18 protein-coding genes are annotated in these 24,846 nt (G+C 72.1%); 8 read left to right on the forward strand and 10 right to left on the reverse strand.

All coding sequences use genetic code 11. The annotated features are described in order from the left end of the window. Nucleotides 1–24 precede the first annotated feature (24 nt). The 5 genes from HHX30_RS24200 to HHX30_RS24220 all read right to left on the reverse strand — a co-directional run bounded on the left by HHX30_RS24200 (nucleotide 25) and on the right by HHX30_RS24220 (nucleotide 4,613). Nucleotides 25–540, reverse strand: a complete 516-nt coding sequence (locus tag HHX30_RS24200; RefSeq protein ID WP_169984258.1) for a YbaK/EbsC family protein — start codon at nucleotides 538–540, stop codon at nucleotides 25–27. After that, the gene (locus tag HHX30_RS24205) at nucleotides 541–2,106 is read right to left on the reverse strand and encodes an FAD-dependent oxidoreductase (protein WP_311922843.1); all 1,566 of its coding nucleotides are present in this window, start codon (nucleotides 2,104–2,106) and stop codon (nucleotides 541–543) included. A gap of 66 nt (nucleotides 2,107–2,172) precedes the next feature. Next, on the reverse strand, nucleotides 2,173–3,015 hold the full coding sequence (locus HHX30_RS24210; RefSeq protein ID WP_169984259.1) for a M55 family metallopeptidase: 843 nt from the start codon (nucleotides 3,013–3,015) through the stop codon (nucleotides 2,173–2,175). Further along, nucleotides 3,012–4,232: a DUF6395 domain-containing protein gene (locus HHX30_RS24215; protein ID WP_311922844.1), complete on the reverse strand. Its 1,221-nt coding sequence runs from the start codon at nucleotides 4,230–4,232 to the stop codon at nucleotides 3,012–3,014. The genes HHX30_RS24210 and HHX30_RS24215 overlap by 4 nt, the downstream gene beginning before the upstream one ends. A gap of 12 nt (nucleotides 4,233–4,244) precedes the next feature. Continuing rightward, entirely contained in the window at nucleotides 4,245–4,613 is a 369-nt protein-coding gene (locus HHX30_RS24220; RefSeq protein WP_249350371.1) for a hypothetical protein, read from the reverse strand. Between the two features lie 109 nt (nucleotides 4,614–4,722). On the opposite strand from HHX30_RS24220, the gene HHX30_RS24225 reads away from it, so the two are divergent. Further along, complete coding sequence (locus HHX30_RS24225) at nucleotides 4,723–7,422, forward strand: LuxR family transcriptional regulator (RefSeq protein ID WP_169984261.1); 2,700 nt, start codon at nucleotides 4,723–4,725, stop codon at nucleotides 7,420–7,422. A gap of 3 nt (nucleotides 7,423–7,425) precedes the next feature. Further along, complete coding sequence (locus HHX30_RS24230; protein ID WP_169984262.1) at nucleotides 7,426–8,301, forward strand: alpha/beta fold hydrolase; 876 nt, start codon at nucleotides 7,426–7,428, stop codon at nucleotides 8,299–8,301. Nucleotides 8,302–8,306: 5 nt separating this feature from the next. Here HHX30_RS24230 and HHX30_RS24235 read toward each other — a convergent pair whose 3' ends face one another. Genes HHX30_RS24235 through glgP form a run of 3 tightly spaced genes read right to left on the reverse strand, consistent with a single transcriptional unit; the run spans nucleotide 8,307 to nucleotide 12,812 of the window. Further along, nucleotides 8,307–9,080: an enoyl-CoA hydratase/isomerase family protein gene (locus HHX30_RS24235; protein WP_169984263.1), complete on the reverse strand. Its 774-nt coding sequence runs from the start codon at nucleotides 9,078–9,080 to the stop codon at nucleotides 8,307–8,309. Between the two features lie 21 nt (nucleotides 9,081–9,101). Next, nucleotides 9,102–10,160: a glycosyltransferase family 4 protein gene (locus tag HHX30_RS24240; RefSeq protein WP_169984264.1), complete on the reverse strand. Its 1,059-nt coding sequence runs from the start codon at nucleotides 10,158–10,160 to the stop codon at nucleotides 9,102–9,104. A 54-nt stretch (nucleotides 10,161–10,214) separates the two neighbouring features. Then, a complete protein-coding gene (gene glgP, locus HHX30_RS24245) occupies nucleotides 10,215–12,812 on the reverse strand; it encodes an alpha-glucan family phosphorylase (protein ID WP_169984265.1) in 2,598 nt (865 codons plus the stop codon). Between the two features lie 381 nt (nucleotides 12,813–13,193). On the opposite strand from glgP, the gene HHX30_RS24250 reads away from it, so the two are divergent. From HHX30_RS24250 to glgB, 4 genes are read left to right on the forward strand one after another with little or no spacing between them, the layout of a single operon-like run. Further along, nucleotides 13,194–15,242, forward strand: coding sequence for an alpha-1,4-glucan--maltose-1-phosphate maltosyltransferase (locus HHX30_RS24250; protein ID WP_169984266.1), 2,049 nt, complete (start codon nucleotides 13,194–13,196; stop codon nucleotides 15,240–15,242). Nucleotides 15,243–15,273: 31 nt separating this feature from the next. Further along, nucleotides 15,274–17,010 (forward strand): maltose alpha-D-glucosyltransferase, encoded by a 1,737-nt coding sequence (gene treS, locus HHX30_RS24255; RefSeq protein ID WP_182906375.1) that lies wholly within the window; start codon nucleotides 15,274–15,276, stop codon nucleotides 17,008–17,010. Continuing rightward, complete coding sequence (locus HHX30_RS24260) at nucleotides 17,007–18,356, forward strand: maltokinase N-terminal cap-like domain-containing protein (protein WP_169984267.1); 1,350 nt, start codon at nucleotides 17,007–17,009, stop codon at nucleotides 18,354–18,356. Before treS ends, HHX30_RS24260 begins: the two co-directional genes overlap by 4 nt. A gap of 46 nt (nucleotides 18,357–18,402) precedes the next feature. Then, nucleotides 18,403–20,643 (forward strand): 1,4-alpha-glucan branching protein GlgB, encoded by a 2,241-nt coding sequence (gene glgB / locus HHX30_RS24265; RefSeq protein ID WP_169984268.1) that lies wholly within the window; start codon nucleotides 18,403–18,405, stop codon nucleotides 20,641–20,643. A gap of 39 nt (nucleotides 20,644–20,682) precedes the next feature. On the opposite strand, the gene HHX30_RS24270 is transcribed toward glgB, so the two are convergent. Then, complete coding sequence (locus tag HHX30_RS24270; protein ID WP_169984269.1) at nucleotides 20,683–21,666, reverse strand: NAD(P)-dependent alcohol dehydrogenase; 984 nt, start codon at nucleotides 21,664–21,666, stop codon at nucleotides 20,683–20,685. A 163-nt stretch (nucleotides 21,667–21,829) separates the two neighbouring features. Here HHX30_RS24270 and HHX30_RS24275 point away from each other — a divergent pair, with 163 nt between their 5' ends. Further along, nucleotides 21,830–22,507 carry a DUF2306 domain-containing protein gene (locus HHX30_RS24275; protein WP_211592437.1) on the forward strand — a complete coding sequence of 226 codons (678 nt, stop codon included), beginning with the start codon at nucleotides 21,830–21,832 and terminating at the stop codon, nucleotides 22,505–22,507. A gap of 17 nt (nucleotides 22,508–22,524) precedes the next feature. Here HHX30_RS24275 and HHX30_RS24280 read toward each other — a convergent pair whose 3' ends face one another. Continuing rightward, complete coding sequence (locus HHX30_RS24280; RefSeq protein WP_169984270.1) at nucleotides 22,525–23,769, reverse strand: MFS transporter; 1,245 nt, start codon at nucleotides 23,767–23,769, stop codon at nucleotides 22,525–22,527. Between the two features lie 133 nt (nucleotides 23,770–23,902). Here HHX30_RS24280 and HHX30_RS24285 point away from each other — a divergent pair, with 133 nt between their 5' ends. Further along, the gene (locus tag HHX30_RS24285; protein WP_169984271.1) at nucleotides 23,903–24,835 is read left to right on the forward strand and encodes a LysR family transcriptional regulator; all 933 of its coding nucleotides are present in this window, start codon (nucleotides 23,903–23,905) and stop codon (nucleotides 24,833–24,835) included. Nucleotides 24,836–24,846: the final 11 nt, after the last annotated feature.

Consider the following 24,846-nt stretch of genomic DNA (forward strand, 5'->3'; position numbering starts at 1 on the left):
CGCGAACGGGTTCCAGGCGGACGGTCAAACGGTGAGCGCGAGGATCTCCCCCCGGGTCGCCGCGACCAGCGCCTCGCCGGAAAGCGCCAGCTTGGAGCGGCGGACGCCGCTGCCGATCACGACGAACGGCCGCCGGGTCACGTTTTCGTCAACGAGCACCGGCCAGCCCTCGGGCAGCCCGATCGGGGTGATGCCGCCGTACTCCATTCCGGTCAGTTCGACGGCCTCCGCCTGCGGGGCGAAGGACGCCTTCCGCGCGTCCAGGTGACGGCGCACGATCCCGTTGATGTCGGCGCGCCCGGTGGCGAGCACCATGACGGCGGCGTACCGCGTCTCCCCGCCCCGCTTCGCGGCGACGATGACGCAGTTGGCGGAGTCCTCCATCGCCACGCCGTACCGCTCGCAGAAGGCGGCGGTGTCGGAGAGCTCGGGGTCGATCCCGGCGACCTCCACCTTCACATCGAGAGAGGCGACGGCCTTGGCGACCGGATCGGCGAGCAGGTCCGGCCGGTCGGACGCGGGAACCCATTCGAGCGGCATTCAGCCCTCCTTGACGGCTCGCTCGTGCAGTCGGGTGACCACCTTACGGGCCGACTCCAGTGCCCCCGCCTGCCAGGCGATGAGGTGGGTGAGCCAGTCGCCCGCGAAGTACACCCGCCCGGCCGGTTCCTGCAGGAGCGCGAAGGCGCCCTCGTAGGAGGGCCAGGCGACCCAGGCGCCCTCGATGTACGGCTGCCGCTGCCAGGCGATCGAGACGCTGGACAGCAGCTCCGACCGGTACTTCTCGCCGTGGATCTTCTTGCCCTGCGTGAGCGCCCGCCGCTGCCGCTCCGCGTGGGTGAGCCGGCCGTACGCGTCGGCGTCCTCGTCGAGGTTGTAGTAGCCGACGACCAGCCCGCGCGTGCCGTGGAAACCATACGAGGGGTACCAGATGTGGGCGATGTCCAGGTCGGTCTCGGTGATGCCGCCGTAGATGCGGTCGTCGGTCTCCCACCAGCGGCGGCGGTACTCCAGCCCGATCTTCCCGGCCGACACGGGGGTGGGCGTGCGCAGGGCCGCGACGACGCGGGCGTCCAGGTTGCCGGGGACCCGCGCGAGCACGTGCGGCGGCAGGGCCGCGACGCAGTAGTCCGCGCGGGTGCGGCCGCCCGTGTGCTCGACCTCCACGCCGTCGGGCAGATTGGTGATCTTCTTCACCTCGGTCGAGGTGCGGATGCGGTCGCGGCCGACGGCGTCGGCCAGCGCGACCGCGATGGCGTCCATGCCGCCGACCGGCTGGAACATCGGCATGGCCTGCTCGAAACCGAAAGGGAACGCGATCGACCGGCCGAGTCCGTAGCCGAGCACCTCCGACAGGGCCGGCGGGCCGCCGAGCGGCACCCCCGCGCCGGCGCCGGGGTACGTCGCGAAGCCCCTGCGCTCCGACCCCGTGTAGACGTAGCGCCTGCCGATGTCGCCGAACTCCGACAGGAAGTGGAGCAGGCGGTCCTTGTCCGCCGCCGACAGCCGCCGGTCCAGCGCGCCGGTCCTGGTGGCCTTGGCCAGCAGCTCGCTGATGTAGCCGTAGGTGTCGGCACGCGCGGTACGGGCCCGCACCGGGGCCTTCATCACGTGGTTGTAGACGTACGCGCCGGAGTTCTCGTTGACGAACAACTCGATGGGCACGCCCAGCTCACGGCAGTAGTCGAGGGTGACCATCCACTGGGCGATGCGGGCCGGCCCGGCGTTGAAGTAGACGCCCTCCCCGAATTTCGCCTCCTGTGTCTCACCGGACAGCTCGGGCAGCCGGTCGCCGCCGCGCAGCGTGAGGCTGCGCCCGCCGACCCGGTCCCTGGCCTCCAGGATCGTGCAGTCGTACCCCGCCTTGCCGAGTTCGTAGGCGGTGGCCAGGCCGGCGATCCCCGCGCCGAGGATCACCACGGACCCGGCGCCCCTCCCGCTGAGCGCGAAGTCGGAGCGGCTCGGCGGCGTGTAGTCCTTCGGCTGTTGGTCGGGCGCGAGCCCGAGGGCGCCCATGGCCGCGTACATCGCCCCGGCGCCTCCGGCCGCGCCGACCCCCACCAGGAAGGCGCGCCGCGTCAGCGCACCCGTACGTTCACGGGTCACGCCGTCGCTGCCCACCCTGCCTGCTCTTTCTTCTTGGGGGAAGCCGGATCCGGGGGGGATCCGGTGTCAGCCGTACCGGCCGCTGCCGCAGGCCACCTGACCGCCGATCATGGAAAAGATACCGAACAACGCCATGATCTCGTGGTAGTCGTCCGTGGTGAACTCCGTGTGCCGGGGCCCAGCTAGCCGTACGCCGGGCACGATCGAGCAGGCCGCGGCGATGGCGGTGGAGTTCCACTCCACGCCCAGCGTGTACGGCGGCTCGACCACGTAGGGCCGGAAGTCCGGCAGCCGGCCCAGGGCGCGCGCCGTGGCCTCGCGGATGCGCCGCCAGGCGACCGCCGGGGGCAGCAGCTCGGCGGAGAACTTGTCGATGCCCTTCTTCACGGCCACCGTCTCGACGTCGCCGAGCAGTTCCCCGGCCTCCTCGCACACCGCCTCGTCGCCGGTGACGAGCGCGACCGGCACGCCCATCGAGCCCGCGAAGCCGGCCACGAGCCGGGTCTCGCCGCAGATCTCGCCGTTCAGGTAGACGTTGTGGATCTCCTTGCCCATCCACGTGTGGTTGAGCACCCCGTGCGGCACGCCCGCGCGCGCGTGGTACCCCGCGAAGCAGGCGGCGGCCATGTCGGGCGCCAGGCCCTGCCCCATGCGGTGCGGCTTGCCCGGGCCCCTGACCAGCGTGGCCCGCTCGTCCAGCAGGTCGATCCTGAGGTTCTTGGTGGACCCGTGCGCGTCGTTCACCAGCACGGACGCGGCGCCCGCGTCGAAGGCGCCCTGGACGACCGCGTTGGCGTCCCCGGTCATCAGCTCGCAGCCCCGCTCGTACCCCCGGCCCCCGAGGTGCATCTCCTCGGGATCGGTCAGCCCGGTGACCCCCTCCATGTCCACCGACAGGTAGATCTTCATCGTTCCCCCCACGTCTCCACCCGGCGCGCCTCGTCCTCCGTCATCAGCCCGACGTGCTCACCGACGTACGCCTCGACCCGGGCGCGCCAGGGCTCCGGGATCTCCCGGAGCGCGGGCGGATAACAGTGCTCCAGCCACCGTACGGACTCCGGGGTCGCCCCGAGGAACTCCGCCGCCCTGGCGAAGGGGGTCTCCTCGATGCCCGGGACGTGCGCGCACCCGTATTCGATGGTCTCCTGGCCACCGTACGGCGGCGGCTCCTGCCATACGCGCGCGGCGGGCATCGCGGCGGTGATCGGCGTGTTCAGCGGCCGCCGCTCCACGGCCGCCAGGATCAGCTCCTTGCGCAGGCACTTGGAGCACTTGGCGCAGGGGCCGTCCATGTCCCCGCGCAGGCACCAGCGGACCAGGTGCGCGAGGTCGGACTCCATCGCCATCCGCATGGTCACGGGCTCGCTCAGGCCGCCGGCCGGGAGGACCATCGCGACGCCGGCCGCGGCGTACAGGCGGCCCCACGGGCCGTCGGCCGCCCACATGGGGTTGTCCGGGCTGTAGCGGTGGGTGTACCGCTCACCGCCCAGCCAGCGCGACCCCAGTTCGTGGCCGAAGGCGACGCCGCCGAGGTCGAGGTCGTCGGCCAGCAGCAGCGCGCCCGCCGTCACCGCCTGGTGCTCGGGGAACCCGGGCCGGGGCCGGCTCAGCACGAACTCGAGGTCCGACTGGACGACGTGCACCTCCCGCCCGGCCTTGTGGACGAGCTGCGCCAGCACCTCGGAGCGGTAGTGCGTCCACCGGTTGGGCACCCGAGGGTGGCTCACCCGCTGGAAGTGCACGAACGGCGCGTCGGGAAACATCGTGGCCACCGCCATCGAGTCCGCGCCCCCGCTGTAGGAGATCGCCAGCCGGGCGCCGGTCCGCGGATCCGCCCCGACCGGCCCGGCGTCCACGCCCCACCCCGTACGCATCGCCTCGGCGAGCCCCGGGGAGATCGGCCGGTCGAAGGTCACCCGCCGCCTGGTCCACGGCGCGACGACGGTCCACGCGGCGACGGCGAGCAGGTCGGGGTGCGGGGACGCGCCGGCGGCCCCGGTCCGCACGTGACAGGAGTTGGTCCGCAGCTCCATCGGGTGACCGTCGGTGCAGGCTCCCGTGGTCTCGTCCTCCGCGTCGAGCAGGAAGACCAGGCGCCAGACCTCCGCGTCACGTGTCCACCGCACGCGCACGACCGGCTACCTCGCCCGTCCGGGAGCGCCGACCCGCGCCGACAGGTCGTCGATCGCCTGCCAGATGCGCATCTCGTTCTGCAGCAGCGTGTCCACCGCCTCGGCGGTCTCGGTGGCCAGCCGGTGCGCCTCGGCGGCCTTGGGGTCGGCGGTCGCCTTGGGCGGCGCGGCCGGCTTCACGGGCGTCGCGGCGGCCCGCCGCAGCCGGTCGACCTCGTCGCGCAGCGCCACGACCTCCCGGCGGAGCATCTGCACCTCCCACAGGGCGTCCTTGAGGTCCTGCCGGTGGTCGGGCTTGGAGACGTACCGGGAGTCGAGCCGGGACAGCAGCGCCCGCCGCAGCCGCGACAGGCCCAGCACTCGCAACCGCATCATGGGCCGCCACGATAGCGGCATTTTGGATCGTTTCTTGACGCAAAGTGCGGAGTCGCTCAGAGGTCGCTGGGAATCCGCCGTCCGCCGCCGCGCAATACAGTCTGCGGTTGTGCTGTACGGCAGATCGGTGGAAACGGCCGCGATCGACGAGCTGATCGATCGGGCGCGGAAGGGCTCCGGAGGCGCGCTGGTGCTGCGCGGCGAGGCCGGCGCCGGCAAGACGGCGCTGCTCGACCAGGCGGCCTCCCGGGGCGGCCCCATGCGCGTGCTGCGGACCACGGGGGTGGAGGCGGAGGCCGATCTGGCGTTCGCCGCCCTGCACCAGTTGCTGCTGCCGGTGACCGGGTTGCTCGACGCGCTGCCGGAACCGCAGGCCCAGGCCGTGCGCGGCGCGCTCGGGCTGGCCCCGGCCGGTTCCGGCGACCGGTTCCTGCTGGCGGCCGGGGTGCTGTCGCTGCTGGCCGAGGCCGCCCCGCCGGACGGGCTGATCTGCGTCGTCGACGACTTCCAGTGGGTGGACCGGCCGTCGGCCGACGCCCTGCTGTTCGCCGCCAGGCGGCTCGGCACCGAGCCGATCGCGATGCCGCTGGCCGTACGCGGCGAGATGCCGGTGAAGGGCCTGCCCTCGCTGGAGATCGCCGGGCTGGCCGGAGCGGCCGCCGCCGAACTGCTCGACGCCGGTTTCACGCTCGCGGCGCGGGTCCGGCGTGACCTCGTGGCGCTGACCGGGGGCAACCCGCTGGCGCTGCGCGAGACGGCCCGGCTGCTCACCCCCGCCCAGCGGGCGGGCCGGGAGCCGCTGCCCGATCCCCTGCCCGGCGGTGCCCAGCTCTTCGGCGACCGGGTGGCCGCGCTGTCGGCGGGGGCGCGGCTGACCGCCCTGCTGGCGGCGGTCGAGAGCGACGTCGACCTGGTGCTGCGGGCCGCCGGGCGGCTGGGCGCGGGCGAGGCCGCGCTGCCCGAGCTCGAGTCCGCCGGGCTCATCGCCGTGTCCGGGACGCACGTGCGGTTCCGCCACCCGCTGATCCGGTCGGCGGTGCACGAGACGGCGTCCCCCGCCGGACGCCGCGAGGCGCACGCGGCGCTGGCCGAGCTGTCCGGCGGGGACCGGCGGGCCTGGCACCTTGCCGGGGCCGCGCTCGGTCAGGACGAATCGGTAGCCGCCGCGCTCGCGCTGGCCGCGGAGCGTGACCGGGACCGGGGCGGGTACGGCGCCGCCGCCACCGCCCTGACCAGGGCCGCCGAGCTCACCCCCGAACCGCTCGTGCGCGCCCGGCGGCTCAAGGACGCCGCCGTGGCCGCCTGGCTCGGCGGGCGTCCCGGCCAGGCGGAGTCCCTGCTGGCCGAGGCCCGTGAGTTCGCCGGGACGGACGCCGCGCTGACCATGGAGATCGCCCAGCTGCGGGGGCGGTTCGAGCTGAACTCCGGCGACGCCGCCGAGGCCGTGCGGATCCTGTCGGCGGGCGACACCCTGGACATGCTGGCCGACGCGGCGGAGGCGGCGTCGTACGTCGGCGACACCGCGGCCATCGTCGAGATCGGGCGGCGGGCGGCGGCCTTCCCGGAGGGGTTCCTGCGCGACGTGCTCGCCGGCATCGGCGCGACGCTCGCCGGCGGCGACGGGCACGACCTGCTCAGGCGGGCGCTCGGCCGCACGGGCGAGCTGCGCGAGGCGGCCGATTTCCTGTGGGCGTCGGCTGCGGCCAGCCATCTCGGCGAGGTGGACCTGTCCGCCGAGCTGGCCGAGCGGGCCGGGCGAGTGGCCAGGGTCTCCGGGATGACGGGCCAGTTGCCCGTGGTGCTGGAGTTCGTCGCCACCGCCGAACGGCTGGCCGGGCGCCTCGCGGAGAGCCGGGCCGTCTCCGAGGAGGGCCTGGAGCTGGCCCGCGAGGCCGGATACGCCAACACCGTGGCCGCGCACCTGGCCAACCTCGCGGCCGTGGCGGCCCTGCGCGGCGAGGAGGAGCCCTGCGGCCGGTACGCCAGGGAGGCGCTGGCCATCGCCGTCCCGCACCGGGTCGGCCTGCGCGCCGGACTCGCGGCGTACGCCCTGGCCATGCTCGACCTGTGCCTGGGCCGGTTCGGCGCGGCGCACGACCGGTTCACCGCGATCGTCACCGCGGGCTCCGGAGCCGGTCATCCGACCGTGGTCTGGCGGAGCACGCCGGACCGGATCGAGGCCGCCGCCGGCGCGGGCGACGCCGACGCCGCCCTGGCGGCGCTGGAGGCGTACGAGCGCTGGTCGGCCCACGCGGGGACGGCCGAGTCGCGGGCGCTGCTCGCCCGGTGCCGCGGCCTGGTCCTGCCGGACGACCGGGCCGTCGAGGCGCTCGGCGAGGCGTCGCGGCTGCACGCCAACCCGTTCGAGGCGGCCAGGACGGGGCTCCTGCTGGGCGAGCGGCTGCGCCGCACGCACCGGCCGGGAGAGGCCAGGGCGCACCTGCGCGCGGCGCTGGAGACGTTCCGGCGCGCGGGAGCCGCTCCGTGGGCGCGGCGTGCGTACAGCGAGCTGCGCGCGGCGGGCGAGAGCGTCCGGCGGGAGAAGGACGCGCCGGCGACGCCCGAGGTGGCGCCGGACGTGCGGGGAACGGCGCTGGACGCGCTCACCCCGCAGGAACTGCGCATCGCCACCCTGGTGGCGGACGGCGCGACCAGCAAGGAGATCGCCGCCCGGCTGTTCCTCAGCCCGCGCACGGTCGAATACCACCTGTACAAGATCTATCCGAAGCTCGGCATCACCTCGCGTACTGAACTGGCGCGGCTAGTAGTTCTACGGAAGGCGCCGGCGGCCCCGCACAGCATGCTTTAGCCCATGCCAAACATCTGGAGTGAAGAGTTCGGGGCCGCGGCCGACGCGCCGATCGTGCTGGTGATGGGTTCGATGTCGCAGGGGATCCTGTGGCCGGACGAGTTCGTGGGCCGGCTGACCGCCGGCGGCCGGCGCGTGATCCGTTACGACCACCGCGACACCGGGATGTCCGACGTCGTCGACTTCGAGAAGGATCCGTACACATGGGACGACATCAAGGACGACGTGCTGCGGGTGATGGACGCGCACGGGCTGGACAGCGCGCATCTGGTCGGCCATTCGGCGGGCGGGCTGCTCGGGCAGCTGATCGCGGTGGAGCGGCCGGAGCGCGTGCGGACGCTCACCGTCATCGGCTCGTCGCCGCTCGGCGGCGGTGAGGGCGCGGTGATCATGCGGGCGCTGATGGGCGAGCCGCAGCCCGAGGGCAGCCTGCCCGAGCCCACGCCGGAGTTCGTCGCGTTCTACCGCGAGCTGATCGCCGCGCCGCCGCCGCGGGACCGGCGCGAGCGGATCGAGCGCATGATCGCGGAGGACCGCGTGCTGCACGGCACCGGCCTGCCGTTCGACGAGGACGCCTCGCGCAGGCTGGCCGAACGCCTGTACGACCGGGCGCGGGACCTCGACGCGGCGGTTAACCACCGGCTGGCGGCGGCGGCGAAGCCGGACTTCGAGCCGGTGGGCGTCCTGCACCGGATCACGGCGCCCACCCTGGTCGTCGAGGGCACGCACGAGCCCGCCAAGCCGGGCCACGGCGCCCTGATCGCCGAGCGGATCCCCGGCGCCCGGCTGATGACGGTCAAGGGCATGGGCCACACCCTGCCGCCCGAGGTGCACGAGGAACTGGCCGACGCCGTCCTCACCCACACAGCGGCCGGGTGACCCTCTCAGCGGCCGGTGAATTTGGGGCGGCGCTTCTCGGCGAAGGCCGTCATGCCCTCCCGGGCGTCCTGGGTGGCGAACAGGCCGGAGAACTGGAGCCGCTCGATCTCCAGGCCGGTGTCGAGGTCGGTCTCGAGGCCGTGGTCGATCGCGAGCTTGGCCGCCCGGACCGCGACGGCCGGCCCCTCGGCGAACGTCGCGGCGAGTTCGAGCGCCGCCGTGTAGACCTCGCCGTCGGGCACCACGCGGTCGACCAGGCCGATGGCGAGGGCCTCGGCGGCGTCCACGTGCCGCCCGGTGAAGATCAGGTCCTTGGCCCGGGCGGGTCCGACGAGCCGGGGCAGGCGCTGCGTCCCGCCCGCGCCGGGGATGATCCCGAGGGTGATCTCCGGCTGACCGAGCTTGGCGCTCTCCCCGGCCACCCGGAAGTCGGCGCAGAGCGCGAGTTCGCAGCCGCCGCCCAGGGCGTACCCGGTGATCGCCGCGATCACCGGCTTGCCGATCCGCGCGACGGCGGTGAAGCAGTCCTGCAAGGTGCGCGAGTGCACGGCCATGTCGGCGTAGGACATGACCGCCATCTCCTTGATGTCGGCTCCGGCCGCGAAGACGCGTTCGCCGCCGTAGACGATGACCGCGTGCGTGGCCGGATCGGCGTCCACGAGCCGCGCGGCCTCCGCGATCTCCTCCTGGACCTGCCGGTTCAGCGCGTTCATCTTCGGCCGGTCGAGCGTGATCGTGGCGATGTGCTCGGAGATCTCCACCCTGACGAATTCACCCATGGCCCCACCATAGAGGGGTGATCAGCGCCCGAGCGGGAGGGGCCTTCGAGGACCGGCCCGCGCGGCGGCCTTCACCTCGCGGTAGACCCGCTCGTAGCCCTCGACCATCACGGGCACGTCGAAGTGCCTGACCACGCGGGCCCGCACGGCGTGCGGGTCCAGCGCGGAGACCGCCTCGATCGCGGCCGGCAGCTCGGCGGGCGTGTCACGGACGTAACCGGTCACCCCGTCCGCCACGACCTCGGGCACCGCGCCCCGCCGCAGCGCCACCACCGGCGTGCCGCAGGCCATCGCCTCGATCATGACCATGCCGAACGGCTCGTCCCACGACAGCGGGAGCACCAGGCACCGGGCCCGGGAGAACAGCTCGCTCTTGAGCGCGCCGTCCGCCTCCCCCAGGTATTCGACGTCGGGTCCGAGCAGCGGCTCCACCCGCTCGCGGAAGTAGGCCTGCTCGGCCCGCTCTGCCCGCCTGCCGACCAGCACGATGCGGCGCCCGGCCGCCCGCGCCGCCTCGATCGCGAGGTGCGCGCCCTTGTCCGGGCTGAGCCGCCCCAGCCACAGCACCCAGTCGTCCTTGCGCTCCCGGAACGGCCACGCCGCGACGTCCACCGCGTTGTGCACCCGTCCCACCCAGTTGAGGTCGGGCGCGTGCGCCCGCTGGGCCGAGGAGACGGCCACCAGGGACACCTCCGCGCCGAGGCCACGGTAGTAGTCGCCGAGCTCCCCGCTCACGTCGTTGTGGCAGGTGACGACCGTCGGCACGAGCCGCCCGGCGGCGGTGAGCGGCCCGGCCAGCGAGTGGTCGTGCACGACGTCCACGACCAGACCCCGCAGGAGGCGGGCCGCCTGGGCCGCGTGCACCACCTCCGGATACGACTCGCCGATCCGCGCCGAGGGCGGCTCCTCGTAGGTCCGCAGATCCACGCCGCGGCCGGCCCCGACGACGGTGACCCGGTGCCCGCGCGCCCGCAGGCCGCCGACCAGGCCGGCGATCACCGCCTCGATGCCGCCGTACGTGCGGGGCGGGACGTCGTACCACGGCGGCGCGACCATCGCGACGTGCAGGGCCCGTGCCATGGTGCTGGTCTACCCCTCTCACCTGCGGCGAAAGCGGGCGAGAGGGGTGACCGATCAGCGCAGGGTGCCGTTGGTCATGCCGACCGGCTCCTCCGGGACGGCGACGAGGCCGAGCTCCGCGACCGACGCCATCAGCGGGTGGAGCGGGACCACGCGCACGCTGTAGCCGAAGGCTCCCGTGCGGTCCAGCGGCACGACGCCCGTGTAGTGCGCCCGGCCGTCGTCGCCCGCCGAGTCGGCCTTGAGCGTGACATAGCCGGGTGACAGCAGCTCGTCGTGCGCGCCCACCCGGCCGTAGGCGGCCTGGACCTGCACGTCCTCGGGCGACAGCTCGCCGAGGGCGATCGTGGCCCGCAGCTCCAGCCGGGCCCCCAGCTCGGGGGTGTCCCCCACGCCGGTCGCCTCGACGTGCTCGACCCGTACGCCCGGCCACGCCTTGGCCACGCGCAGCTTCCAGGCCGCGAACAGCCGGGCGTCGCCGTAGCCGTCGGCCGCGAGCGTGCGGGCTGAGGCCGCCGCCGGGGTGTACAGGTCGGTGACGTAGTCACGCAGCATGCGCCCCGCGAGCACCTTCGGCCCGAGAGAGCTCAGCGTGTGCTTGACCATCTCCAGCCAGCGCCGCGGCAGGCCGTCGGCGGCCCGGTCGTAGAAGCGGTCGGCGACCTCACGCTCGATGAGGTCGTACAACGCCGTGGCCTCCAGCTCGTCGCGGCGATCGGGGTCGTCCACGCCGTCGGCGCTGGGGATGGCCCAGCCGTTGTTGCCGTCGTACCACTCGTCCCACCATCCGTCGCGGATGGACAGGTTGAGGCCGCCGTTGAGCGCCGCCTTCATGCCGGACGTGCCGCACGCCTCCAGCGGGCGCAGCGGGTTGTTCATCCACACGTCGGAGCCCGTCACCATGAGCTGGCCGAGCGCCATGTCGTAATCGGGCAGGAAGACGATGCGGTGCCGCACGTCCTCGGAGTCGGCGAAGCGGACGATCTGCTGGATGAGCTTCTTGCCGCCCTCGTCGGCCGGGTGCGCCTTGCCAGCGATGACGATCTGCACCGGCTTGTCCGGATCCAGCAGCAGCCTGCGGAGCCGGTCGGGCTGGCTGAGCATGAGGGTCAGCCGCTTGTAGGAGGGCACTCGCCGGGCGAAGCCGATCGTCAGCACGTCCGGGTCGAGCGCCTCGTCCACCCAGCCGAGCTCGGCCTCGCTGGCGCCGCGCTGCCGCCACGACTTGCGCAGCCGCCGGCGCGCCTCCTCGACCAGGCGGGCCCGCAGCGTGCCCCTGATGCCCCAGATATCGGCCTCGGAGAGCTTGTGCACGCCCTCCCAGCCCTGCGCCTTGTCGATCAGCGAGGGCAGCTCCTTGCCGGCGAGCTCCATCATCTCCCGGCCGACCCATGACGGGGCGTGGACGCCGTTGGTGATCGAGCCGATCGGCACCTCGTCCACGTCGAAGCCCGGCCACAGGCCCTGGAACATCTCCCGGCTGACCTGGCCGTGCAGCTCGGACACGCCGTTGACCCGCTGGGCCAGCCGCATGCCCATGACCGCCATGTTGAACACCGACGGGTCGGCGTCGGGGCCCTCGGGTTCCGCGCCGAGCTCCAGGATGCGGTCGACCGACACCGTCGGCCAGGCGTTCGAGCCGCCGAACTGCCGGGCGATCATCTCGGCGGGGAACCGGTCGATGCCCGCGGGGACCGGCGTGTGCGTGGTGAACACCGTCCCGGCGCGTACGGCCTCCAGGGCCTCCTCGAACGACAGGCGGGCCTCGGTGAGCTCGCGGATGCGCTCGAGGCCCAGGAAGCCCGCGTGGCCCTCGTTGGTGTGGAACACCTCGGGCTCCGGGTGGCCGGTGATCCGGCAGTAGGCCCGGATGGCCCGCACACCGCCGACGCCGAGCAGCAGCTCCTGCATCAGCCGGTGGTCGCCGCCCCCGCCGTACAGGCGGTCGGTCACGTCCCTGGCGACCGCGTCGTTCTCGGCGACGTCGGAGTCGAGCAGGAGCAGCGGCACCCGGCCGACCTGGGCCACCCAGATCTGGGCGTGCAGGACGCGCCCCTCCGGCAGGCCGATCTTGATGCGGGCCGGAGCGCCGTCCTGCTCCTTGAGCAGCGTGAGCGGCAGGCCGCCCGGGTCGAGGGACGGGTAGTGCTCCAGCTGCCAGCCCTCGGCGGACAGCGACTGGGTGAAGTAGCCGTGCCGGTAGAGCAGGCCGACGCCGAGGATCGGCACACCGAGGTCGCTGGCGGCCTTGAGGTGGTCGCCGGCGAGGATGCCGAGGCCGCCGGAGTACTGCGGCAGGGCGGCGGAGATGCCGTACTCGGGCGAGAAGTAGCCGATCGCCTTCGGCGCGCCCTCCAGCGACTGGTACCACCGGGGGGCGGTCATGTACTCACGCAGGTCGTCGGCGGCGTCGGCCAGGCGGCGCAGGAATCGCCGGTCCTGGGCGAGCTCGCGCAGCCTGCCGGCCTCGACCGCGCCGAGCAGCGCGACGGGGTCGTGGTCGACACGCTCCCAGACCTCGGGATCCACCTCGGCGAACAGGTCCATGGTCTCGGGGTGCCACGACCATCGGAGATTTTGGACCAACTCGCCCAGAGGTGCGAGCTGTGAGGGAAGGACGGTTCGGACAGTGAACCTGCGGATAGCTCTCACGGGGCCAGACCCTAGTTACTCAGCGCCACGACGCGCGACCGAATCAAACTTGTCGTACTGCGATGCCAGTTCTCGAACGCTCTCACCCCCATCAAACCGGTTCAAACCTCACCAAAGTACCTTTGACCTGGTGATGTGCACGCCGGACGATCTCCAGCGGCACGCAATGATCGATCTCCCCGGGAGACCGTCCCAAACACGGCGAGCGGTCTTTCGTTCGGCAGGGGTAAGAGTGGACTATTAGGGCAACCCCTGTATGAACGAGGAGAGGACCGCGGCCAGCGGGTCCCCGCCCTCCGTGCTGCCCGCCTGACCACAAGTAGTTCCTGCCCCGCAAGCCCCGGTGGCACCCGGTGTGCCGCCCCCGGATACGAAGTGACGATGATCGGACGCATTCCCATCCAGGACATCCAGCCCGTCGTCGACTGCGGCCAGTGGCCCGCCAAGGCCGCCGCGGGAGAGACCTTCGAGATCAGCGCGACCGTGTTCCGCGAGGGACACGACGCGGTCGCCGCCGGCGTCGTGCTGATCGACCCGAGCGGCACGCCGGGCCGGATGACGCCCATGCGCGAGATCGCGCCGGGCACCGACCGGTGGAGCGTGGAGGTGACGCTCCCCGCCGAGGGCCTGTGGCAGTTCCGGGTCGAGGCCTGGGGCGACCCGATCGCCACCTGGATGCACGACGCGGGCATCAAGATCCCCCGCAACCTCGACGCCGACCTCATGTGCGAGGAGGGCGCCCGGCTGTTCGAGCGGGCGGCCAAGGGCGTGCGGGCGGCGGACTGCGCGGCGGCGGAGGCGGGCGGCACCTGCGGGCACCGCGCCGCGCTGCTGGCCCTCGCGGCCCGCCTGCGGGACGAGGCGGTGGACCCCAGGGCGCGCTTCGCGGTGACCCAGCTGCCCGAGACGGCCGCGTTGATCGCCGCGCACCCGCTGCGCGACCTGCTCACCCGCTCCGGCCGCAACCGCGTCAGGGTGGACCGGCGGCGGGCGCTGTTCGGCTCGTGGTACGAGTTCTTCCCCCGCTCCGAGGGGGCCGTGGTCGGGCAGGAGGGCGTCGCGCCCAAGTCGGGGACGTTCAGGACGGCGGCCAAGCGACTCCCGGCGATCGCCCAGATGGGCTTCGACGTGGTCTACCTGCCGCCGATCCACCCGATCGGGACGCAGTTCCGCAAGGGCCGCAACAACACCCTGACCCCCGACCAGTACGACCCCGGGTCGCCCTGGGCCATCGGCGCGCAGGAGGGCGGACACGACGCGATCCACCCCGACCTGGGCACGCTCGAGGACTTCGACGCGTTCGTCGCGAAGTCCCGCGAGCTGGGCATGGAGGTCGCCCTCGACCTCGCGCTCCAGTGCTCCCCCGACCATCCCTGGGTCAAGGAGCACCCGGAGTGGTTCAACATCCGGGCCGACGGCTCGATCGCGTACGCCGAGAACCCGCCGAAGAAGTACCAGGACATCTATCCCCTGAACTTCGACAAGGACCCCGAGGGGATCTACGCGGAGATCAAGCGGGTGGTCCGCCACTGGATGGACCACGGGGTACGGATCTTCCGGGTGGACAACCCGCACACCAAGCCGGTCCGGTTCTGGGAGCGGCTGCTGTCGGACATCAACTCGACCGACCCCGACGTGCTGTTCCTCGCCGAGGCGTTCACCCGGCCCCCGATGCTGCGGACGCTGGCCAAGATCGGCTACCACCAGTCGTACACCTACTTCACCTGGCGCAACTCCAAGCCGGAGGTCGAGGACTACCTGCGGGAGCTGGCCCACGAGACCTCGCACTACCTGCGGCCGAACCTGTTCGTCAACACGCCCGACATCCTGCACGAGTACCTCCAGCACGGAGGCGTCCCGGCGTTCAAGATCCGGGCCGTTCTGGCCGCGTTGATGGCTCCTACATGGGGTGTGTACTCCGGGTATGAGCTGGCCGAGAACGTCCCGGTGCGTCCCGGCAGCGAGGAGTACCTCGACAGCGAGAAGTACCAGTACAGGCCGCGTGACTGGGCGGAAGCGGAGCGTGAGGGCCGCAGCCTTGCCCCGTTCATTACCCAGCTCAATTTGTTGAGAAGAGCACACCCGGCGCTCCAGGAATTGCGTAACCTACGGTTTCACAACGTCGACCAGCCGAACGTGATCTGCTTCTCCAAGCGGCTGCCCGGCGCCTACGACACGGCCACACGACGGCACGGACTAGGCGATGTCGTGCTGGCCGTCGTCAATCTGGATCCACACAACACACACGAGGCGACGGTCCGGCTCGACATGCCGGCCCTCGGTCTCGACTGGCATGCCGAGTTCGTCGTCGACGACCAACTGTCGGGCGAGTCGTACCGCTGGGGGCAGGCGAACTACGTGCGCCTCGATCCGCACGTCCATCCCGCACACATCCTCACGCTCCGCCACGGGTCAGCGCACCGTCCGTGAGCGCAGCTCTGCACATCCGGGGAGTCAACAGGTGAGCTCGACGACACCTCAGCCCAGTCACACACAGCCCATCCCGAACACCTTCAACGAGGAGGAACCCCGGGATCAGCGCTGGTACAAACGGGCTGTCTTCTACGAGGTGCTGATCCGGGGCTTCGCCGACTCGAACGGCGACGGCACCGGCGACATCCGCGGCCTCATCGAGAAGCTGGACTACCTCCAGTGGCTCGGCATCGACTGCCTCTGGCTGCTCCCGCTGTACGAGTCCCCCCTCAAGGACGGCGGGTACGACATCTCGGACTACATGAAGATCCTCCCGGACTTCGGTGACCTGGGAGACTTCATCAAGCTGGTCGACGAGGCGCACAAGCGCGGCATCCGCGTCATCGCCGACCTGGTCATGAACCACACCAGCGACCAGCACCCGTGGTTCCAGGCGTCCCGCCACGACCCCGACGGCCCGTACGGCGACTTCTACGTCTGGAGCGACACGGACGAGAGCTACAAGGACGCGCGGATCATCTTCATCGACACCGAGGCGTCCAACTGGACCTTCGACCCCGTCCGGGGGCAGTACTACTGGCACCGGTTCTTCCACCACCAGCCGGACCTCAACTTCGAGAACCCGGCGGTGCAGGACGCGATGATGGAGGTCATCCGCTTCTGGCTCGACCTCGGCATCGACGGCTTCCGGCTCGACGCGATCCCGTACCTGTTCGAGCAGGAGGACACCAACTGCGAGAACCTGCCGGCGACCCACGCGTACCTGAAGCGGGTGCGGGCCGAGGTGGACCGCATCTACCCCGACCGGGTGCTGCTGGCCGAGGCCAACCAGTGGCCGGCCGACGTGGTGGAGTACTTCGGCGATCCGGTCACCGGCGGCGACGAGTGCCACATGGCCTTCCACTTCCCGCTGATGCCGCGCATCTTCATGGCGGTGCGGCGGGAGTCGCGCTACCCGATCTCGGAGATCATGGCCCAGACGCCGAAGATCCCCGAGAACTGCCAGTGGGGCATCTTCCTGCGCAACCACGACGAGCTCACGCTCGAGATGGTCACCGACGAAGAGCGCGACTACATGTACTCCGAGTACGCCAAGGACCCCCGGATGCGGGCGAACGTCGGCATCCGGCGCCGGCTGGCGCCGCTGCTGGACAACGACCGCAACCAGATCGAGCTGTTCACCGCGCTGCTGCTCAGCCTGCCCGGCTCGCCCGTGCTCTACTACGGCGACGAGATCGGCATGGGCGACAACATCTGGCTCGGCGACCGGGACGGCGTCCGCACGCCGATGCAGTGGACGCCGGACCGCAACGCGGGCTTCTCGAACTGCGACCCCGGCCGGCTCTACCTGCCCGTGATCATGGACCCGATCTACGGGTACCAGGCGATCAACGTCGAGGCGCAGCAGAAGAGCGCCAGCTCACTGCTCCACTTCACCAAGCGGATGATCGAGATCCGCAAGCGTCACCCGGTGTTCGGCCTCGGCGAGTTCACCGAGCTGAACTCGTCCAACCCGAGCGTGCTCGCGTTCGTCCGTGAGCTGGGCGACGACCGCGTGCTGTGCGTCAACAACCTGTCGCGCTTCCCCCAGCCGGTCGAGCTCGACCTGCGCAGGTTCGAGGGATCCACGCCGGTCGAGTGCATGGGCGGAGTTCCGTTTCCCCCGATCGGCGAGCTTCCGTATCTTTTGACGCTCCCTGGGCATGGGTTCTACTGGTTCACACTGCCCGTCACGCACAGGACGGCCGGCACGAAGGAGGAGTGACGACTTCACTTCAGGGACTCCTGGCCGGCTGGATCACCGGACAACGGTGGTTCGCCGGCAAGGGGCGCGCCATCGACGAACTGTCCATCGAATCCGAGATCGAGGTCGCCGCCGGTGATCCGGCGCTGCTGCATCTGATCGTGTGTGTGCGGCAGGGGGAGCGCCGCACGCGCTACCAGATCCCGGTCGGGCTGCGCGAGCACCTGCCCGACCGGCTCGACCACGTGCGGATCGGCACCTGCCACCGCGACGGCCGCGAGGTCGGCGTCTACGACGCGCTGCACGACTCCGCCCTGACGGGGCACCTGCTGGAGGGGATGGCCGGGGACCGCCGCTTCGACGGCCTCGGCTTCCACCGCACCCACGGAGCGGAGATCGACACCTCGCTCCGCAGCCTCGTGCTGACCGCCGAGCAGTCGAACACCTCACTGGTGTACGGCGACAAGTACATATTCAAGCTGTTCCGCCAGCTCAACCCGGGGGTCAACCCCGAGCTGGAGATCATCACGGCACTCGCCGAGGCAGGCTCGGCCCACGTGGCCAAGCCGTACGGCTGGATCGAGACCGAGCTCCAGGGCGAGCCGACCACTCTGGCGATCATGCAGGAGTATCTGCAGAACGCCAACGAGGGCTGGTCGATGGCCCTGACCAGCGTGCGCGACCTCTACGCGTGCCCGGAGGGCATGCCGGCGGAGGACGCCGGAGGCGACTTCGCCGCCGAGGCGCAGCGTCTCGGGCTGGCCACCGCGCAGGTGCACCGCGAACTCGCGCGGGCCTTCCCCACGGGGACGATCGAGCCGCCCGAGATCAAGCGGATGACCGAGCGGTTCCGCCGCCGCCTGGACAAGGCGATCGCCGAGGTCCCGCGGCTCGGCGAGCACGCCGCGGTGGCCGCCGAGGCGTTCGACCGGCTGTCCGACCTCGGCCACGAGATCCCGGTGCAGCGCGTGCACGGCGACTACCACCTCGGGCAGGTCATGCGGACCATGACCGACTGGGTGGTGCTCGACTTCGAGGGCGAGCCGGGCCAGCCGCTGGCCGAGCGGCGGGCGCTCGACTCGCCGCTGCGGGACGTGGCGGGCATGCTCCGCTCGTTCGACTACGCCGCACGGCACCTGCTGGCCGGGCATCCGAACGCCGACGGACTGGAGAGCCGGGCCCGGGAGTGGTCGGAGCGCAACCGCGCCGCGTTCCTGGCGGGCTACTCCGAGGGCGGCGGCCGCATCCGCGGCGACGACGCCGTGCTGCTGCGCGCCCTGGAGCTGAGCAAGGCGGTGTACGAGGTCGTCTACGAGTCGCGGAACCGCCCCTCGTGGCTGCCCATCCCAATCGCGGCGTTCCGCTGACAAGATCAGGGTGTTCGGAGGGAAACATCTAGGGCAGGTTGGCGACATGGATTTGGACCGGCTGGCGGGGGGCGCACACCACGACCCCCACTCGATATTGGGGGCCCATCCCGGGCCCGACGGCGTCACGATCAGGGCCCTGCGCCCCTTCGCGGAGAAGGTCGAGGTGCTGGCCGACGGCTCGGCGCACGAGATGGGCCACGTCTCCTTCGGGGTCTTCGAGGTGACGCTGCCCGGCCTCGACAAGATTCCCGACTACCGCCTGCGCATCACCTATCCCGACGCCCCGCCGTACGAGACGGACGATCCGTACCGGCACTGGCCGACGCTGGGCGAGCTCGACCTGCACCTGATCGGCGAGGGACGGCACGAACGGCTGTGGGAGGTGCTCGGGGCGCGGGTGATGCGCCACGAGGACGTGGACGGCACGGCCTTCTCCGTGTGGGCGCCGAACGCGCAGGGCGTGCGGGTGATCGGCGACTTCAACCACTGGAACGGCGCCGCCCACCCGATGCGCTCCCTCGGCCGGACGGGGGTGTGGGAGCTGTTCCTCCCGGAGATCGGCGAGGGCACGCGGTACAAGTTCCAGATCCTCGGCCTCGACGGCATCTGGCGGGAGAAGGCCGACCCGATGGCCCGCCGCACCGAGATCCCCCCGGCGACCGCCAGCATCGTCGAGAGGTCCGCGTACGAGTGGCGCGACCAGGAGTGGATGACCGGCCGGGCGACACGTGACGCCCTCGTTGAGCCGATGAGCACCTACGAGGTGCACCTCGGCTCGTGGCGGCCCGGCCTGTCCTACCGCGACATGGCCAGGGAGCTGGTCGAGTACGTCGAGGACATGGGATTCACGCACGTGGAGTTCCTGCCGGTCGCCGAGCATCCGTTCGGCGGCTCGTGGGGCTACCAGGTGACGTCCTACTACGCCCCGACGTCGCGGTTCGGCTCCCCCGACGACTTCCGCCACCTGGTGGACGAGCTCCACCGGGCCGGCATCGGCGTGATCGTGGACTGGGTTCCCGCGCACTTCCCGATGGACGAGTGGGCGCTGGCCCGCTTCGACGGCACGCCGCTCTACGAGCACGCCGACCCCGCCCGCGGCACCCACCCCGACTGGGGCACGTACGTCTTCGACTTCGGCCGCAACGAGGTGCGCAACTTCCTGGTCGCCAACGCGCTCTACTGGCTCAAGGAGTTCCACGTCGACGGCCTGCGGGTGGACGCGGTGGCCTCGATGCTCTACCTCGACTACTCCCGCCGCGAGGGCGAGTGGACGCCCAACGAGTACGGCGGCAGGGAGAACCTCGACGCGATCGAGTTCCTCAAGGAGATGAACGCCGTCGTCTACCGCGAGGAGCCGGGGATCGTGACGATCGCGGAGGAGTCGACCGCGTGGCCCGGCGTCTCGCGGCCGGCGTACCTCGGCGGGCTCGGCTTCGGCTTCAAGTGGAACATGGGCTGGATGCACGACACGCTCAGCTACATGTCCCGCGAGCCGGTCTACCGGCAGTATCACCACCACCAGATGACGTTCTCCCTGATGTACGCCTTCTCGGAGAACTTCGTGCTGCCGCTCTCGCACGACGAGGTCGTCCACCTGAAGGGGTCGCTGCTGGGCAAGATGCCCGGCGACGAGTGGCAGCGCTTCGCCAACCTGCGGGCGTTGTACGGCTTCATGTGGGCCCACCCCGGCAAGCAGCTGCTGTTCATGGGCGGCGAGTTCGGCCAGGGGGCCGAGTGGTCGGAGGCGGGCGGCCTCGACTGGTGGGTGCTCGACTTCGACTTCCACCAGGGCGTACGCCGCCTGGTGCGGGACCTCAACCGCGTCTACCGCGAGTCGCCGGCGCTGTACTCCCGCGACAGCACCCACGAGGGTTTCCGCTGGATCGACGCCGACGACGCCTCGGGCAACGTGCTGTCGTTCCTGCGGTACGGCGCGGACGGCTCGGTGCTCGCCTGCGTCGCCAACTTCTCCGGCGCCCCGCACGAGGACTACCACCTCGGCCTGCCGACCCCCGGCCGGTGGGAGGAGATCCTCAACACCGACGCGTACGAGTACGCCGGCAGCGGCGTCGGCAACATGGGCGCGGTCGAGTCGGTCGAGGTGCCACGGCACGGGCTGCCCTGCTCGGCCCGGCTGCGCGTGCCGCCGCTCGGCGTCGTGTGGCTGCGGCCGGTGGAGAGCCCCACGCCCGTGAGCCCGGAGATGGACGAGCGCGCCCAACTGGAGGAGGCGGCCGGGAAGCCGGCGCCGGAGCCGGACGGCCCCCTGGTCGCCGAGCTCTGACGCCGCCGGGACGGAGGAGGCGGGCCCCGGAGAGGCCGGTCAGAGCGTGATGACGACCTTTCCGCGGGCGTGCCCCTGTTCCACGTACCCGACGGCCGCCGGGATCTCGTCGAACGGGTAGCCGCGGTCGATCACCGGGGTGACCTTGCCGTCCTCGATGAGGTCGGTCAGCCGCATCAGGTCGCCCCGCGCCTTCTCGCCGTAGGCCGTCTGGGTCACGACCACGCGCTGGGACACGAACGGCGACACCGCGAGCGTCGCGGCGATGTGGCCGACGGGTTGCAGCCACCGTCCGGCCGGCCCGCCGACGACGAGGTGCGTCCCCCGGGGCTTCAGCGCCCGCGTGCAGGCCCGTAGCCCGCGGGTGCCCGCGATGTCGAGCAGCAGGTCGTGGCGCCGCCCGCGCCGGGTGAAGTCCTCCTTGGTGTAGTCGACGACCTCGTCCGCGCCGAGCGACCGCACCAGGTCCGCGTTCCGGCCGCTGCACACGCCGGTGACCTCGGCGCCGAAGGCCTTGGCGAGCTGCACGGCGAAGGTCCCCACGCCGCCCGAGGCCCCGTTCACGAGCACCTCGTGCCCCGCCTGGACCCGTCCCTGGTCGAGCGCGATCAGTGCGGTGACAGCCGCCATCGGCACCGCGGCCGCCTGCTCGAACGACAGGTTCTCCGGTTTCCTGGCCAGTGCGCTCTCCGGCACGCACACGTACTCGGCGAAGCCGCCCTGCGTGAGCAGGGCGAACACCTCGTCGCCGGGGCGGAAGGCGGTGACTCCGGCGCCGATCGCTTCCACCTGTCCGGCCACGTCGGCGCCCAGGATGCCGATCCGCGGCCGGCGCGGGCCGAGCGTGCCGCCCATCAGGCGCGCGACGTACGGCTCGCCTCTCATGTGGTGCCAGTCGTACGGCTGGACGGAGGTGGCGCGCACCCGGACCAGCACCTCGCCGGGACCGGGCACGGGCGTGCCGACGTCGGTGAGCTCCAGGACGTCGGGCGGGCCGTACGAGCGTATGACGAAGGCCTTCATCGCATTCTCCTCGTCGCTTCGGCGGTGGGGAGATTCAGCGTAGGAAGCGCCGCGCGCAGAACGTATCGGCCGAAAGTACGCCCGATCGGCAGCCGATCGGGCGGTGCGAATCCGGCCCTTCCGCCGATGAGCCGCACCGGCCTCGCGAATCATCATCGGGGTCATGACCGAAGGAATATCGACGGAACGGCCCACACCCGCGCGGAGCGGCTCGACGGGCAGGACCCGCAGGACGGGATGGCTCGTGCCCGCCGCGCTGATCGCGCTCAGCGCCGTCCCCGTGATCGCCGGCGCCGCCCGGCTGGGGCAACTGACCGGCGGCGGGCCGATCACGCAGGACAGCGCCCGGTATTTCGCGACGCCCGCGCCCGTTGTCGCGCACATCATCACCGTCACCGTCTTCAGCCTCGTGGGGGCTCTCCAGTTCGCCCCCGGGTTACGCCGCCGCAGGCCCGCCTGGCACCGCGCCGCCGGGCGGCTCGTGGTTCCGTCCGGGCTCGTCAGCGCGTTCTCGGGGCTGTGGATGACGCTGTTCTATCCCGCACTGCAGAACGACAGCGCCCTCCTCGTGGGCCTGCGACTGGCGTTCGGCACCTTGATGATCGTGTCCCTCGTTCTCGGCTTCGCCGCGATCCGGCGGCGGGACGTCACCCGTCATCGCGCCTGGATGACCCGGGGCTACGCGATCGGCATGGGCGCGGGCACCCAGTTGCTGACCGTCGGGCCCTGGATGGCGCTGGCCGGCGAGCCCGGCCCGCTCCCCCGGGCGCTGCTGATGGGCACCGGGTGGGCGATCAACCTCGCCGTCGCCGAATGGGCGATCCGCAGAGGGACGAGGTAGGCGGCACCGGCGGCCCTTCAGGCGCGGCTCGGTGCGGGCTCCGGCTCGGCGAGCGGCGCCGCGGCACGCCGGGGGAGCAGCAGCGGGGTCGCCACCAGGAGCACGCCGGCCAGGCCGATGGCCGTGCGCGGGCCGAGCAGGCCGCCCAGCACGCCCCAGACGGCCGTCAGCAGCGCGGTCGAGGCCTTCGTCGTCACCGTCCAGGCGGACAGCGTGCGGGCGATCCGGCCGGTCGCGGTGCGCTCGAGGCGGTAGGTGGCGCAGACAGGGTTGAAGACCCCGCAGCAGAAGATGAGCCCGAGCTCGACGCCCATCACCAGCAGCAGCCCTCCGGTGCCCGGCCCCACGAAGGCCAGGCCGACGAGCCAGAGCGCGCGCAGCGCCCCGGACACGACCAGGACCTGGTGCTGCCCGAACCTGGTGACGAGCGGCCGGGCCAGCCGTGAACCGAGCAGCCCGCCGACGGAGGGCGCGGCGAAGGCGAGGCCGTACTGCCACGGCTCGAACCCGAGCCGGCCGAGCATCAGGACGGCCAGCAGTGCGTCGGCGGCCATCACCAGGCCGTTGAACACGGCGGTGTTGAAGAACAGCGGACGCAGCGTCGCGTCGGCGAGGATGTACCGCCAGCCGTCCAGCAGGTCCCCGGCCCGCATGCGCGCGGCCTCCCGGCGCTCGGGGCGCGGCTCCCCGCCGCCCGTCGCGCGGATGCCCAGGGCCGAGAGCAGGTAGCTGACCGCGTCGGCCACCACCGTCGCCACCGGGCCGAGGAGCCCGATCGCGGCGCCGCCCAGCGGCGGTCCGATGATCGTGGTCGTCCACGACGTGGACTCGAACCGGGCGTTGGCGACGAGCAGGTGCTCGGCCGGCACCAGCGTCTTCAGGTACGCGCCGGAGGCGGCGCGGAAGGTGATGTCGGCCGCCGCGACGACCACGGAGACCAGCAGGAGCTGGACGAAGGAGAGCACGCCGAGCGCGAACGCGGCGGGGATCGTCAGCAGCGCCGCGCACCGCACCAGGTCCGTCCCGATCAGCACCGGCCGCTTGCGGCGGAACTCCACCCACGGGCCGAGCGGCACCGCCACGGCCGCGCCCACCGCCGCCCCCACCGAGGACAACGCCGCGACCGCCGCCGGCCCGGCGTGCAGCACCTGGACCGCGATCAGCGGGAACGCGCCGAAGGCGAGCCAGGTGCCGAGCGCGCTGGTTCCGTACGCCGCCCAGAGCCACCCGAACCGCCGCCCCAACCGGTGCCCGTCCCGCATGTTCGACGCTCCTCGCCACCCGCCCGCACAACCGATCCGCGATCGGAACATCAAAGCGAGCATCATGACCCGAGATCAAACAACCGAAAGGCCACTCGGCCACAACCAACGGTTGTATCCATAGGGTGTCCGCATGGATCTCGACACCGTCCGGACCTTCGTCGCCGCCACCGACGCGGGGCGGTTCCAGGAGGCCGCCGCCGAGCTGGCGATCACGCAGCAGGCCGTCTCCAAGCGCATCGCCGCGCTGGAGCGCGACCTCGGCGTGCGGCTGTTCACCCGCACGCCGCGCGGCGCCGAGCTCACCATCGACGGGCAGGCGTTCCTGCCCCACGCCCGGGAGCTGCTGCGCGCCGCCGACCGGGCCGTCGCGTCCGTGCGCGCGGGCAGTCGTCCGCTGCGCGTCGACGTACTCAGCTCGCGCGGCGCGGGTTCGGGCCTGATGCGCGGCTTCCACCGCACGCACCCCGAGATCGAGCTCGACGTGGTGATGCTGCTCGACATCGAGCGGGCCGTCGCCGCCATCCGATCCGGCGCGATCGACGCGTCCTTCCGCGCCGTCGCCATGCCCGGCCGGCCGCTGCCCGAGGACATCGAGTCCGTCCGGGTGCTCGACGAGCCGCTCCAGCTCCTCACCGGTCCCGCCCACGCGCTGGCGGGCGCCCGGTCGGTGACCGTCGCTCAGCTCGCCGGGCACCGGATCTGGATGCCCGGCATCGTGCCCGGCACCGAATGGGCCGCCTACTACGCCGACCTCGTCGCCGAGTTCGGCCTCACCATCGAGGCGACCGGTCCCAACTTCGGCTCCGACGCGCTCCTCGACACCGTCGCCGACACCCCTGCCCTGGCCACCTTCATGGGCGGGCACACCCGCCTCGTCTGGCCCGCCGGCCACGGCCTGCGCCGCATCCCGGTGACCGATCCCACGCCCGTCTACCCGCACTCGCTCCTGTGGCACCGCGACAACGCCCACCCCGCGCTGGCCACCCTCCGCACCCACCTCGCCGCGGCTGTCGACCTCGACGCGGCCGGAACCTGGGCGCCGGGCTGGGCGACCCGGCGCTGAGCGCCGCGGGA

Origin of the sequence: Microbispora sp. H10836 (assembly GCF_012999525.1) — a bacterium.
GTDB lineage: Bacteria > Actinomycetota > Actinomycetes > Streptosporangiales > Streptosporangiaceae > Microbispora.